The sequence below is a fragment of the Marinomonas sp. TW1 genome (assembly GCF_001625355.1).
GTDB lineage: Bacteria > Pseudomonadota > Gammaproteobacteria > Pseudomonadales > Marinomonadaceae > Marinomonas.
Genome location: NZ_JSEE01000002.1, coordinates 270,292 through 282,676, shown reverse-complemented (window position 1 = coordinate 282,676; position 12,385 = coordinate 270,292). Strand labels below are relative to the sequence as shown.

13 protein-coding genes are annotated in these 12,385 nt (G+C 45.4%); 9 read left to right on the top strand and 4 right to left on the bottom strand.

Annotated elements, in window-relative coordinates:
* Nucleotides 1-54: 54 nt before the first annotated feature.
* A complete protein-coding gene (locus OA79_RS02945) occupies nt 55-351 on the top strand; it encodes a hypothetical protein (protein WP_063331715.1) in 297 nt (98 codons plus the stop codon).
* 76 nt (nt 352-427) lie between these two features.
* On the opposite strand, the gene OA79_RS02940 is transcribed toward OA79_RS02945, so the two are convergent.
* From OA79_RS02940 to OA79_RS02930, 3 genes are all read right to left on the bottom strand, one after another.
* The gene (locus OA79_RS02940; protein ID WP_063331714.1) at nt 428-943 is read right to left on the bottom strand and encodes a DUF501 domain-containing protein; all 516 of its coding nucleotides are present in this window, start codon (nt 941-943) and stop codon (nt 428-430) included.
* Nucleotides 944-966: 23 nt separating this feature from the next.
* The gene (locus tag OA79_RS02935; protein ID WP_063331713.1) at nt 967-1,377 is read right to left on the bottom strand and encodes a hypothetical protein; all 411 of its coding nucleotides are present in this window, start codon (nt 1,375-1,377) and stop codon (nt 967-969) included.
* Nucleotides 1,378-1,583: 206 nt separating this feature from the next.
* The gene (locus OA79_RS02930; RefSeq protein ID WP_082825352.1) at nt 1,584-3,002 is read right to left on the bottom strand and encodes an aminotransferase-like domain-containing protein; all 1,419 of its coding nucleotides are present in this window, start codon (nt 3,000-3,002) and stop codon (nt 1,584-1,586) included.
* A gap of 237 nt (nt 3,003-3,239) precedes the next feature.
* Between OA79_RS02930 and OA79_RS02925 the strand changes: the two genes are divergently transcribed.
* The 8 genes from OA79_RS02925 (at nt 3,240) to OA79_RS02890 (ending at nt 10,915) form a co-directional block, all read left to right on the top strand.
* On the top strand, nt 3,240-5,216 hold the full coding sequence (locus OA79_RS02925; RefSeq protein WP_063331711.1) for a methyl-accepting chemotaxis protein: 1,977 nt from the start codon (nt 3,240-3,242) through the stop codon (nt 5,214-5,216).
* A gap of 61 nt (nt 5,217-5,277) precedes the next feature.
* A complete protein-coding gene (locus tag OA79_RS02920; RefSeq protein WP_063331710.1) occupies nt 5,278-5,757 on the top strand; it encodes a peroxiredoxin in 480 nt (159 codons plus the stop codon).
* A 232-nt stretch (nt 5,758-5,989) separates the two neighbouring features.
* Nucleotides 5,990-6,997: an amidohydrolase family protein gene (locus OA79_RS02915; RefSeq protein ID WP_063331709.1), complete on the top strand. Its 1,008-nt coding sequence runs from the start codon at nt 5,990-5,992 to the stop codon at nt 6,995-6,997.
* Nucleotides 6,998-7,007: 10 nt separating this feature from the next.
* Nucleotides 7,008-7,685 (top strand): 4-carboxy-4-hydroxy-2-oxoadipate aldolase/oxaloacetate decarboxylase, encoded by a 678-nt coding sequence (locus OA79_RS02910; protein WP_063331708.1) that lies wholly within the window; start codon nt 7,008-7,010, stop codon nt 7,683-7,685.
* Complete coding sequence (locus OA79_RS02905) at nt 7,678-8,748, top strand: 4-oxalomesaconate tautomerase (protein ID WP_063331707.1); 1,071 nt, start codon at nt 7,678-7,680, stop codon at nt 8,746-8,748. Before OA79_RS02910 ends, OA79_RS02905 begins: the two co-directional genes overlap by 8 nt.
* Nucleotides 8,749-8,787: 39 nt before the next feature.
* Complete coding sequence (locus OA79_RS02900) at nt 8,788-9,660, top strand: amidohydrolase family protein (RefSeq protein ID WP_082825351.1); 873 nt, start codon at nt 8,788-8,790, stop codon at nt 9,658-9,660.
* 41 nt (nt 9,661-9,701) lie between these two features.
* A complete protein-coding gene (locus OA79_RS02895) occupies nt 9,702-10,067 on the top strand; it encodes a protocatechuate 4,5-dioxygenase subunit alpha (protein WP_082825350.1) in 366 nt (121 codons plus the stop codon).
* Nucleotides 10,067-10,915: a class III extradiol dioxygenase family protein gene (locus OA79_RS02890; protein ID WP_063331705.1), complete on the top strand. Its 849-nt coding sequence runs from the start codon at nt 10,067-10,069 to the stop codon at nt 10,913-10,915. The genes OA79_RS02895 and OA79_RS02890 overlap by 1 nt, the downstream gene beginning before the upstream one ends.
* Nucleotides 10,916-10,987: 72 nt before the next feature.
* On the opposite strand, the gene OA79_RS18515 is transcribed toward OA79_RS02890, so the two are convergent.
* Nucleotides 10,988-12,301: a methyl-accepting chemotaxis protein gene (locus OA79_RS18515; protein WP_063331704.1), complete on the bottom strand. Its 1,314-nt coding sequence runs from the start codon at nt 12,299-12,301 to the stop codon at nt 10,988-10,990.
* Nucleotides 12,302-12,385 lie beyond the last annotated feature (84 nt).

The window sequence follows — 12,385 nt, the reverse complement described above, 5'->3', positions numbered from 1 at the left end:
CTCATAATTGTGGCTAACTTAAAGGTATCATAAGTTTTAGAAAGGTTTTTTGCGATGTCAAAACAGTTTGCCGAAGTGCAACAAGATGATTTTATGAAGTTCGGTGGCGAACGTCCTAGCTATTTACAAATAGAAGATGCCTTAATGGCGCTGGGCGGGCATGGCGTTGCTGGAAATAACTTTAAAAATGAGATGGTTAAGTTAGCGGGCTGGACTGGTGGTGCGTTGACCACCTACGCGCAGCGTGCTGAAGTGGCACAAAATGCGTTTAACCGTATTCGAGGGATTTTACCCAGTGTAAAAACAGCGGATGAGTTGAAAGCTAAGTTAGAAGTGGCTGCGGCGAAATAAACTTTTTACGTTGCCAATAGAATATAAAATGGCTTTGCTGGGTAACGGCAAAGCCATTTTTTTGTCTGTCTTGAATTTACTCGGCGTCGGCAACTTGGCGAATGTTATATTCTTCGTCAATAATGCGACCAATCACGTTATCACCCACTAAATGATGGGCGTAATGCATGTGTAGGCAACGTACTTGATCCCAGTTGGCAATGCCGCCTATGCCTAATTTATCGAACAAAGGTTTGAAGCCCTTCTCTTCAATAATGGCTTTGTGCTCGTCACTCATAACTTGCCAACGTCGAGTGACATAGTCTTGATGTGAAGCATGATGAGCTGCTCGTAATGTCTCATCTTCTTTGATTCTTTGCTCTAGCTGTTTTACAACGCCTTGGCTTTCAATTTTCGCCAGAGCTTTATCGATGGCTTTGCTAGAAAGCCAATATAAAGTAGGGAAAGGTTGGTCGAAAACCCATGTTTCCATTTCAAGCACTTGTGGCGTGCCATTGGGGGACGAGTGAGCGATCGCGCTGATACCGCTTGGCGTACGGCCAAGTTGGGCTGTGATAATGTCAATATCCGCTTGAGAAAGTATTGCAGTCATAATGTGATTCGTATTGGCTGAGGTTAGGCGGTAAATGCGGGAAAACTGGCGGCAAATTTCTGGATCCATTCGGCCGCGGCTTCGTTATAGTTTAAGCGTCGACCTTGGCTTTTCGCTTGGCGTCGATAATGCTCGATCTGCGAGAGTTGTTCGATCATACGCACACAGTAACATTCTTCTTTGGTCGGGAATTCGATCGCAATTAAATAGCCTTCGCTTTCTTTATTGCACCAAGCTATGCGCCCAGAGACACAGAAGTTTGGGTCGATTTCTTCCAATGTTATTTCTACTGAGCAGCCATTGTTAAATGGGTTTACGCTCAGGTAGGTAATACCGACAAAGCCATCTCTATTTTCGCAAATAGAAGGAAAAGGCTGATCTTCAATTAGAGTAATCTCTAATGGAAGGTCTCTCGGATGTGCTACAAATTCCATCACAAAAAGCCAGCTTTTAATTCATATAGTCAAGTTATCGGCCAAAATGGCTGAGTGTTTAAAAAAGAATGCGAATTGTACGCTTTTTGTTCTGCCTGTACAGACGGATTTTAAGATGCGTTGAGCCAAATTCATAACTTCTACTTATATACAGTTTGCCTAAGGCGTTTAACTCGATGCTACCCTATTTATTTGCGGATATGAACTTAGTTTTTGCTAACTTGTTGATGACAAAGCTGTCCTAACTCTTTTAGTGCAATATCTGTGTTGTAGTCCCAATTTAGGGCGTAGTTTAGGCGGAAGTGGTGAGCGAATTGACGGTGAAGGCTAAAGGCCAACCCCGGGAGTATGCCAATATTCTTTTCAAGTGCTTGAGCGTGCAACTGCATCGTATCAATATCAGCAGGGAGGCGAACCCATAATAAAAACCCCCCTTTCGGGGTGGATGTTTGAGTGCCTTCGGGGAAATGCGTTTTTATTTGCTCCTGACAACGAATTAAATTTTCTTGATAGGTTGCTCTGGTTTTTCGTAGGTGGCGATCGTAAGCACCATTCTCTAAAAAATTCGCAATGGCGGTTTGGGTTAGGGTTGGAATGGCCAGAGACTGTACATAGGCGAGGTGTTCGATGGGGGCCTGAAAGCGTCCGCCAATAATCCAACCAATACGAAAGCCTGGGGCGATGCTTTTTGAAAAAGAACTGGTGTAGATGACTCGATTATAGACATCGTCGGCTTTCAAGGCTCGTTCGCGTTTATCTTGGTAACTTAGTTCACCGTATACGTCGTCTTCAATGATAATGAAATCATGATCGTTGGATTGTTTGATCAAGCGTTGGCGTGCTTGATGTTTTAAGGTGGCACCGGTTGGGTTTTGATTATTAGGCGTCACAATACAAGCTTTAATGTCTTGTTGTTGATTGGCCATTTCTAACTGGTCGAGATCAAGACCTGTAACGGTGGAGCAGGTAATTTCAATCGCGTTTAACTTGAGCACTTCTATGGCTTGCAACACACCATGGTAGGCTGGACTCTCGATGGCAATGGTGTCTCCTGCTTTTGTAACGGCTTGCAAGGCGAGCATTAACGCGTTTTGGCAACCTAACGTAATGGTTATGTCACTGGGTTGCAGCTGACAGCCGCTGTCTAACATACGAATGGCGATCTGCCTTCTTAGCGCCAGTGAGCCAGGTGTGAATTCGTAAGCTGCACAAATTTCTGGTTCTAGACGCATTAAGCGACCCACAGAGCGTTGCAGTTGTCGAATGGGTAAAAAGTGGCTTTTCGGAATGGCGGCGCCGAATTGAACGATGTTTTCGTCTTGGGAGACGTGCAGCAGTCTATGTAGTAAAGCGTGGACGCTTTGTTCTTGTTTGACTGGCGCGAGTGGTGATTCTGTATTGAGCTTCAGGCTGTTTTCTTGAACGAAATAGCCTTTTTGCGGGCGTGCTTTGATGACACCTCTGTCCTCAAGCAGACTGTAAGCTTGAAGCACGGTAGCGACACTGACCTCTAACTGTTTACTGGATTTGCGAACAGAAGGTATTTTGACGCCAGGCAAAAAAATACCTTCTTGGATTTGTTGCTCAATTTGATTCGCAATCTTTTCGTAAAGAGGGAGGTCCATAATGGCTGTGTAGGATTCTTGTATCGATTAAAGAGAGTAAATCTAACAGATCGCTAGATCGAAAGAAATGTCAGGCGCAGATTGTGAGTAGAGCAAAGAAAAAGTCGTAAATTGTCATGTATAGATTATTAAACCATGTAAATAAAGTGTTATGATTTTGATTAAATGGTCAAATTATGATGTTTTCGCCTGGGTTTGCGAAATCAAAATATATTAAGTGTGAGAAAGAGGGCGTTTATGTCGTTATCTGTGATTCAGAGGATTCTACTTGGCTTTGGTGTTTTGTTGGTCTTATTGCTAACCATTGCTGCAGCGGGATTCGAAGGCACCAATAAGGTGGAAAGTCGACTCAATGTGGTCACTGGCAAAGTGGCGAACATTATGATGAACAGTAATAAGTTAAGGGAAGACCTTGCTTTATCCAATGCGACAGTATTGCAGTACTTGTTAAGTAAGTCGCCTGAGTCTCTTGACGTGTTGTCGCAGCGATTTGCTAATTTGAAAACACAATATCAAGAAATATCAGGCCAATTAGCCGATAATTTGCACGGCTCCCCAGTGATGCAAGACGCTTTAACCAAGATTGATCAAGATGTGAATGATTTTTTGCAGCTGACGGATGTGGCCTTTTCTAACCACAAAAGAATGTTGGAATTACAAGCCGCTATTCCGGATGAAAAACTGGACTTAAAAGACGCGATTAACTTCACCGCGGAGGATTTAAGCTTCCTACAAGAAGGTGGTGAAACTTCTGAAATTCAATTCGCCGCTTCGTATATGGTCAGCCAAGCTCAAAGTTTACAGGTGTCTGTGAATGACTATTTTGATTTGCGTGATTTGACCAGTATGCAAAGTTTGCGCGATGACATGGTCACCGTGATTGGCAGTCTGAGAGACAAACAAGCTTACCTCAAAGATGACAGCATCAATGGCTTGATTGATGAAGTGGATACCAGTGTGCAGTCAGACGATGGTGTCATTAATAAGTATTTTGAAAATAGACGTTTAACTCAAGAATCCGAACGATTGGCCAAACAATTGTCTGACAGCATGGAACTCATCGATGAATCGTTGCGGTTGCTACTGGCGGAAGCCTCTCAGATGGCCTCTGTTGCGGAAGAAGAAGCCTCCAATGCAGCAGGTTTGTCTCGTTTGATTATTTCTGTGGTGTTTATGATTTCCATTGTGATCGCCATTTTGGTCGCCATATGGGTCAGTCGTAGTATTCGTTCTCCTCTGAAAGAGGTCATGCGAGTGTTAGGGATGATTTCAGAAGGGGATTTCACCCAGCGTAGTCAGGTCAAAACCAAAGACGAATTTGGTGAATTGTCTGGTTGGGTAAATGGTTTGGTTGAAAGACTACAAAAAGTGATGATTGAAATTGATCAATCATCGACTGAAGTCGCCGCCTCCGCTACCAGTAATGTGCAGATAGCAGGCGAGTCCAAACGTCTGATGGGGTCGCAAAATGAACGCACAACTGAAGTGGCCTCTTCTATGTCTGAGATGGCCTCAACGGTTGAGCAAGTGGCGAAAAGTTCTGAGTTTATCTTGCATCAAATACAATCGGTTGATCAAAGAGCAGGGCAAAATCGCACGCAGATGGACGCTAATATTGCCAAGATTGAAGATTTATTAGCGCAAATTGAAGAGTCGACCAGTGTCGTGAATCAGTTGGATGAATACTCTAAGAACATCGACAATATTTTGGATGTAATTCAAGGCATTGCTGAACAGACCAATTTATTAGCACTGAATGCTGCGATTGAAGCCGCACGAGCGGGTGAGCAAGGTCGAGGTTTTGCTGTGGTGGCCGATGAAGTGCGAACACTAGCGACTCGTACACACAGTTCAACGGAAGAAATTCAGAGTGTGATTGCCCAGTTGCAACAAGGCGTGAAGAAAGCCGTTGGCAGTATGGAAAAAAGTCGACAAAGTGCGACGTCTAGCGTTGGCGAAGCGCGCTCTGTTGGAACCTCCTTATCTGAGCTGCAAAATAATATGGCCGACATTCGAGATTTGAGTACGCAAATTGCTACGGCGGCAGAGCAGCAATCAGCGGTTGCACATGAAATCAGTGATAATGTCATTGAAATTTCAAGCATGTCTGAGGAAGCGGCATCGGGGGCAGATAAGAGTGCTCGTGATAGTGAAGGCTTAGCGAGTCTGGCGTCTCGTCAAAAAGAATTGCTCAGTCAATTTAAGATTGTTTAATGGTTTTTTACCAGAGGGTTGCGTTAAGATAGCGCAACCTTATTCTCTGGAGATAAATAGAATGTCGATTCTTGTTGGTGACATGCTGCCATATGGCTCATTTCAGGTAATGGGAGAAGAGGGTCCTGAGACCATCGATGTAACCGAATTTTTCACCGATAAAACTGTGCTTATGTTTGCTGTTCCGGGTGCGTTTACGCCAACGTGTAGTAGCAGCCACTTACCTGGTTTCGTGGTTCACTTCGATGCTTTGAAGGAAAAAGGCATAGATGACATTGTTTGCTTGTCCGTCAATGACGTCTTTGTTATGCATGCTTGGGGACTGGCGAATAATGCTGAGAACCTCATTATGGCCTCTGATGGGTTGGCTGAATTTACCTGTTCAATGGGCTTAGAGTTGGACATTTCAGCGGCAAAAATGGGTGTCCGTAGCCGTCGTTATGCCATGCTTGTTCGAAATGGTATCGTGCAAGAGTTATGGCTTGATGAGCCAGGTGAATACAAGGTGAGTTCGGCTGAATATGTGTTAAGCCAGTTATAATCTTACCTTGAATGATGTTAAGAGCCGCGTTACGCGGCTTTTTTATGCCTTTCAATTAGAGTATTCAAAACCGCTATCTCAAAATGTAATACCCTTTCGGCTAAAATGAAATAGCCAAATTCCGTTCGCAAATCAATACTCTCAAACAAATCAAAAAATGAAATAGCGCGCGTTTATTACGTCAGTCCATTTCGCTTTGTTTGTTACTTTAATAAGAATAGAGAGTTGTAACATGATTATAGATTGCCACGGCCACTACACGACCACCCCACCCGGTGTTGGGGAATATCGAGATAAACAAAAAGATCAAGTCGCGAAAGACCCCGCCTTTGTCGGTGAAAAAGGCAAAGTGGTGGTATCGGATGATGAAATCCGAGACAGCATTGTGAATAACCAACTTAGGTTACAACAAGAGCGTGGTACGGATCTGACCATCTTCTCTCCTCGTGCTAGTTGGATGGGGCACCATATTGGTAATGAGTACACCAGCCAATATTGGACAGAGCATCAAAATGACTTGATCCGTCGAGTGTGTGACTTATTTCCCGAAAACTTTGCCCCCGTTGCGCAGTTACCACAATCCCCTGGTGTTGATCCTGCTAAGTCTGTCGCTGAAATTGTCAGAACAGTAGAGCAAATGGGTTTTATCGGCATTAACTTAAACCCAGACCCAAGCGGTGGTTTCTGGCAAGACGCGTCGTTGGCTGATCGTTCCTTCTATCCTATTTACGAAAAAATGTGTGAATATGACATTCCGGCCATGATTCACGTGTCTGCGGCTTGTAATGATTGTTTCCACACCACAGGTTCCCATTACTTGGGCGCGGATACCACTGGGTTCCAGCAGTTAATGATGTCGGATGTGTTCAAAGATTTCCCTGAGTTAAAAGTGATTATTCCTCACGGCGGTGGTGCGGTACCTTACCATTGGGGACGTTTCCGTGGCTTGGCACAAGACCAAGGGTTCGATCTGGCGGAGCGCGTTTTGAATAACGTTTACTTTGACACTTGTGTGTATCACCAACGTGGCATCGACTTACTGTTAGATATTATTCCAACCAAAAATATCTTGTTTGCCTCAGAGATGATTGGTGCCGTTCGTGGTGTTGATCCAGAAACCGGTCACTATTTTGACGATACTAAGCGCTATATTGATAACAATACGGTGCTCAGCGCGGAACAAAAACAAGAAATTTTCGAAGGCAATGCGCGTCGCGTGTTCAGTCGTCTGAAAGCCTAAGGGGAAGATAATGCGAGAAAATATCGTAGTTCAACATATTGAGCGAGCGGATCAATCCGTCATTGATGGTTTAGCGGAATGTGGCGTGGCGACCATCCATGAGTCGCAAGGTCGAGTTGGTTTATTAGCGCATTACATGCGTCCCATTCAAATGGATAAGACCATTGCGGGTTCCGCGGTCACCATTTCAGGTGCGGCGGGCGACAACTGGATGATGCACGTGGCGATTGAGCAATGTCAGGCAGGCGATGTAATGGTGTTTGCGCCAACGTCACCTTCCAATCACGGTTTCTTTGGTGATTTGCTGGCAACTTCGGCGCAAGCGCGTGGGGTTGTCGGTTTGGTGATTGATGGCGGGGTTCGTGATACTCGTGATCTACGTCAGATGGATTTCCCTGTGTGGTCAAAAGCGATCTTTTCAGAGGGCACCATTAAAGAAACCGTTGGTTCTGTCAATGTGTCAATCGTCTGTGCGGATGAAACGGTTCATGCTGGCGATGTGATTGTCGCAGATGACGACGGTGTGGTGGTCGTTCGTCGAGAAAATGCCGCGGAAGTATTAGAACTGGCTCGTGCTCGTATGGCAAATGAAGAAGCCAAAAGGGTGCGTATGGCCAATGGTGAGCTGGGCTTAGACATTTACAACATGCGCCCACGTTTGAAAGAGAAAGGGTTGAAGTATGTCTAACGGCATTGCTTGCATGTGGATGCGCGGTGGCACTTCGAAGGGTGCCTATTTCCTAGCGGACGATTTGCCTTCCGATGTAGCAGAGCGTGATGCTTTGTTGCTGCGTATTATGGGCTCTCCAGATGAACGTCAGATCGATGGTATTGGCGGTGCCGATCCATTGGCATCAAAAGTTGCGATCGTCAAAAAAGCCAGCCGAGAAGAGGCGGACGTAGAGTATTTATTTCTGCAAGTGTTTGTCGATCAGGCGGTGGTCACGGATGCGCAAAATTGCGGTAACATTTTAGCCGGAGTAGGGCCTTTTGCGATCGAAAGAGGCTTAGTTGACGCGTCTGAAGGGGAAACCTCCGTGCGTATTTTCATGGAAAATACCCAGCAGATTGCCGTTGCTCGAGTGTCGGTTAAAAACGGGGAAGTACAGTATGAAGGTGATGCTCGAATTGATGGCGTACCTGGCTTTTCTGCCCCTGTACCGATTGTCTTTCAGGATACCGCTGGCTCGACTTGTGGCGCCTTGTTGCCCACTGGTAATGTGGTCGATGTGATCGACGGTGTTCCCGTTACTTGTATCGACAACGGTATGCCTGTCGTCGTGCTGAAGGCCGCCGACATGGGCATCAGTGGCACTGAGACACGGGAAGAATTGGAAGCCAATGAAACGCTAAAAGCAAAGTTGGAATCGATTCGTTTGCAGGTTGGTCCCATGATGAATTTGGGCGATGTGACGAGCAAATCCGTACCAAAGATGTCAATGGTCAGTGTGCCTAGTGACGGTGGGGCGATTTCGACACGTACCTTTATTCCTCATCGTTGTCATGCTTCGATTGGCGTGCTCGGTGCGGTTAGTGTCGCCACTGCGGCCATTTTAACGGGGTCGCCCGCTCATGAGTTGGCACATTATGCTGATGGTGAACGCATGTCACTGGATGTAGAGCATCCGATTGGTGCCATGACCGTTATATTAGATAAAGATTCACAAGGTCAGTTGGGCAGTGCGGCGATTCTTCGCACCGCTAGGAAGCTGTTTGATGGGCAGGTCTTTGCTCAGGCAAACGGTTTGTGAATCGATTGATTAAAACAATGATAAATAAGGCATTCGATTATGATGGACAAAACCTACATTCCATTTCATCCTAACCCAGCTAAGCCGGCCTTCCAAGCGCCTGAAGGTGCCGTTGATGCACACTGTCACGTATTTGGTCCAGCGGATAAATTTCCGTATCATCCAAAGCGCAAATATACCCCTTGTGATGCGTCAAAAGAGCAGTTATTTGCCTTGCGCGACCATCTCGGTTTTTCTCGTAACGTCATTGTGCAGGCTTCTTGCCACAGCACGGATAACTCGGCCCTGATTGATGCACTAGAAAGCGCTGGCGATCTGGCTCGTGGGGTGGCGTTTGTGGATGATTCTATTACCCATGAAGAGCTTGAGAAAATGCATGCTGCGGGGATTCGCGGTGTGCGCTTTAACTTTGTAAAGCGCCTTGTTGATAGTACACCAAGAGAAGTGTTTTTCTCTATCGCTGATAAAATTCGCCCTTTTGGGTGGCATATTGTGGTGTATTTTGAAGCGGCGGATCTAGAAGATCTTATTCCTTTCTTGAAAGAGTTAAATACGACGATTGTTGTGGATCATATGGGCACCCCTAACGTTGCCAATGGTGTCGATCATCCGGATTTTCAACGCTTTGTGAACTTCATGGCGGACAATGATAATGTCTGGTGTAAGGTAAGCTGTCCTGAACGCTTAACACAGCATGCGCCGGATTATTCTGATGTTTACCCGTTTGCTCGCACCCTAGTTGAGAAGTTTTCTGATCGTGTATTGTGGGGGACGGATTGGCCGCATCCAAATATGAAAGTTGAAGCGCCAAATGATGGCCATCTTGTGGATGTGATTCCTCATATTGCAACGACGCCAAAGCTGCAGCAAGCCTTGCTGGTGGATAACCCAATGCGTCTTTACTGGTCATAATCGGTTACTCAGGTAACGGAAAACAAAATAAAAAGGTGTGAATGATGACAGCAAATGATCCGACTCAACCTGTACCAGGCACTTACCTGTTTGATGGCAAGATGGCAAAGAAAGGCTATGGGCTGAATAAAATGTGCTTCTCTTTCAATGAGCAAGCGGCTCGTGATGAGTTTAACAAAGACCCAGACGCTTATTGTGCCAAATTTGGTTTAACTGAAGCGCAGATTAAGGCCATTCATGAGCGAGACATCATTGGACTCTTGCAACAAGGTGGCAGTATTTATTATGTGGCTAAGTTTGCGGGTCTGCTAAAACTAAACATGCAAGACATTGGCGCCATTCAAACGGGTATGAGTCTTGAAGAATTCAAAGCCATGTTAGTGAAACGTGGCTCAGGAGAAGCATAATGGCGAATATTATTGGTGCAGTAACAACGTCCCATATTCCTGCGATTGCCAATGCGATGGCAAACAAGGCAGAAGAAACCCCTTATTGGAAGCCTTTCTTTGATGGTTATCCACCTGTGCGTAAATGGCTAAATGAGAAAAAGCCGGATGTGATCGTACTTTTTTATAACGATCATGGTTTGGAGTTTTTCATCGACAAAAAGCCGACCTTTGCCATTGGTGTGGCGGACGAATATCACAATTCAGATGAAGGTTGGGGCATTGCAACCATCCCTCCTGTAACCGGCGAGTCGGAGCTGTCTTGGCATATTGCCAACAGTTTAGTGGAAGACGGTTTTGATATGACCATTTGCCAAGAAATGAAGGTGGATCATGGTTTAACGGTGCCACTTAGTTTGATGTGGCCAGGCAATGAATATGGTCACGTAAAAGTGATTCCGGTTTGTATTAACTGTGAGCAGCACCCAATGCCACAACCGAAGCGTTGTTATGCTTTAGGTCAAGCGATTGGTAAGGCCATTGAATCTTTTGATTCGGATATGACCGTCGCTATTTTTGGTACCGGCGGTTTATCTCATCAATTGGATGGGGAAGCTGCTGGTACATTGAATAGACAATTTGACCTTGAGTGTATGGATAAGCTTGTCGATAGCCCTGAAGAGCTAACCACTTACTCCAATCTGGATTTGGTGAAAATCGGTGGCGCGCAAACTGTTGAACTCAATATGTGGATTGCCATGCGTGGTGTATTGCGCGGCAAGGTAACAGAGTTGCATCGTAACTATCATGCGCCGATCTCCAATACTGGAGCAGGCCTGTTGCTACTTGAGCATGAAATGCCCAAATAGCTCTGCCTTATGATGACAAAAAACGCGCTCTAAAGGCGCGTTTTTTTATGCTTGTAAGAAAGGTAATAAGGCTTAGTTATTATTTTCGTGAAGCAATTTGTTTACTGTGTTAGCAACGTGTTCTGCCCCAGTGAGAATTTCTTGGATAATGCCCGACGCTTCTTCGATCAATTGTGCACTCTCACCAGAGCGCTCGCTGACTTTACTCATACTGGCTTTGGCTTGGCGAGTTAAATCACTGTTTTGAGCCACCATGTTTTCGATTTCGACCGTTGAGGTACTGGTTCGCGCTGCAAGCGTTCGAACTTCATCGGCGACGACAGCAAACCCGCGTCCATGTTCACCAGCTCGTGCTGCTTCAATGGCTGCGTTCAACGCCAATAAGTTGGTTTGATCGGCAATGGAACCAATGGTGGTGACAATCTTAGCAATGTTCTCAGACTGTTGGTTTAGGCTTTCAATCAGCTCGGTGGACGCCTCAATATCGGTAACGATCTGATTTGACGCTTCCACTGTGTTGCGCAAAATCTTCGCGCCGTTTTCAGAGACTTGTGCTGTTTCAACCGACGTTGAGTGAGCGACTTCGGCAGCGTGTTGAATGGCCAATTGTTCGGTGACTCGTTCAGTAATATTGGCGGCGACTTTTAAGACCTTGGTGACTTTGCCATTGTCATCGTAGATTGGGTTGTAGGTGGCTTCTAACCAGATGGTGTCGCCTTGCTTGTTGACGCGTTCAAACCGACCTGATTTGAAGTCGCCATTGGCAAGTTCTTCCCAGAAACGTGGGTTTTGTTGGTAAAACTCGTCCTTACAAAACTTTCTGTGGTGTGTACCAATAATTTCTTGTACTGAGCTAAATCCCATGGTTTTTAGGAAGTTATCATTGGCTGTGATGATGGTGCCATCCGGGTGAAACTCAATCGTTGCACTAGATCGGTCAATGGCATCATAAACGGCTTTATGGCTATCGGCGAGGTGTTTTGCTGCTGTAATGTCCGAAGCAATTTTAACCACTTTGACTATTTTTCCGTCTTGTTCAATCGGGAAATAAGTGGCTTCAATCCATAGGTCTTCGCCATTTTTCTTCTTACGTAAGAAAGTTCCCTGCTGACAACTCCCTGCTGCTAGTTGAGGCCAGAAGTTTTTGTACTCAGCACTGTTTGCGACTTCGCTAGGGCAGAAAATAACGTGTTTTTGTCCTTTCACTTCATCGAGAGTATAGCCGACAGCGTTTAGAAAGTGCGTGTTGGCTTCGATGATGGTGCCATCAGGCAAAAAGCTGATGGTGGCACAAAACTTATTCATGGCTTTAAGGAAAGCCGCATTTTCAGACAGTGGTGTGTCATCTGTCTGTGGGGCGCTCTTATTGGCTTTGTTAAAAAACATAATTACATTCCCTATCTAGTCTCTGGTCTGGCAAACGTCTGATCTAGCCTGAATTAATGTTAGAAAGTGACTACATGTTTGTAA

Bases quoted from the DNA above. Each gene is read 5' to 3' on its own strand.
- OA79_RS02945 (WP_063331715.1), top strand. From the start codon at position 55: ATGTCAAAACAGTTTGCCGAAGTGCAACAAGATGATTTTATGAAGTTC.
- OA79_RS02940 (WP_063331714.1), bottom strand. From the start codon at position 943: ATGACTGCAATACTTTCTCAAGCGGATATTGACATTATCACAGCCCAA.
- OA79_RS02935 (WP_063331713.1), bottom strand. From the start codon at position 1,377: ATGGAATTTGTAGCACATCCGAGAGACCTTCCATTAGAGATTACTCTA.
- OA79_RS02930 (WP_082825352.1), bottom strand. From the start codon at position 3,002: ATGGACCTCCCTCTTTACGAAAAGATTGCGAATCAAATTGAGCAACAA.
- OA79_RS02925 (WP_063331711.1), top strand. From the start codon at position 3,240: ATGTCGTTATCTGTGATTCAGAGGATTCTACTTGGCTTTGGTGTTTTG.
- OA79_RS02920 (WP_063331710.1), top strand. From the start codon at position 5,278: ATGTCGATTCTTGTTGGTGACATGCTGCCATATGGCTCATTTCAGGTA.
- OA79_RS02915 (WP_063331709.1), top strand. From the start codon at position 5,990: ATGATTATAGATTGCCACGGCCACTACACGACCACCCCACCCGGTGTT.
- OA79_RS02910 (WP_063331708.1), top strand. From the start codon at position 7,008: ATGCGAGAAAATATCGTAGTTCAACATATTGAGCGAGCGGATCAATCC.
- OA79_RS02905 (WP_063331707.1), top strand. From the start codon at position 7,678: ATGTCTAACGGCATTGCTTGCATGTGGATGCGCGGTGGCACTTCGAAG.
- OA79_RS02900 (WP_082825351.1), top strand. From the start codon at position 8,788: ATGATGGACAAAACCTACATTCCATTTCATCCTAACCCAGCTAAGCCG.
- OA79_RS02895 (WP_082825350.1), top strand. From the start codon at position 9,702: ATGATGACAGCAAATGATCCGACTCAACCTGTACCAGGCACTTACCTG.
- OA79_RS02890 (WP_063331705.1), top strand. From the start codon at position 10,067: ATGGCGAATATTATTGGTGCAGTAACAACGTCCCATATTCCTGCGATT.
- OA79_RS18515 (WP_063331704.1), bottom strand. From the start codon at position 12,301: ATGTTTTTTAACAAAGCCAATAAGAGCGCCCCACAGACAGATGACACA.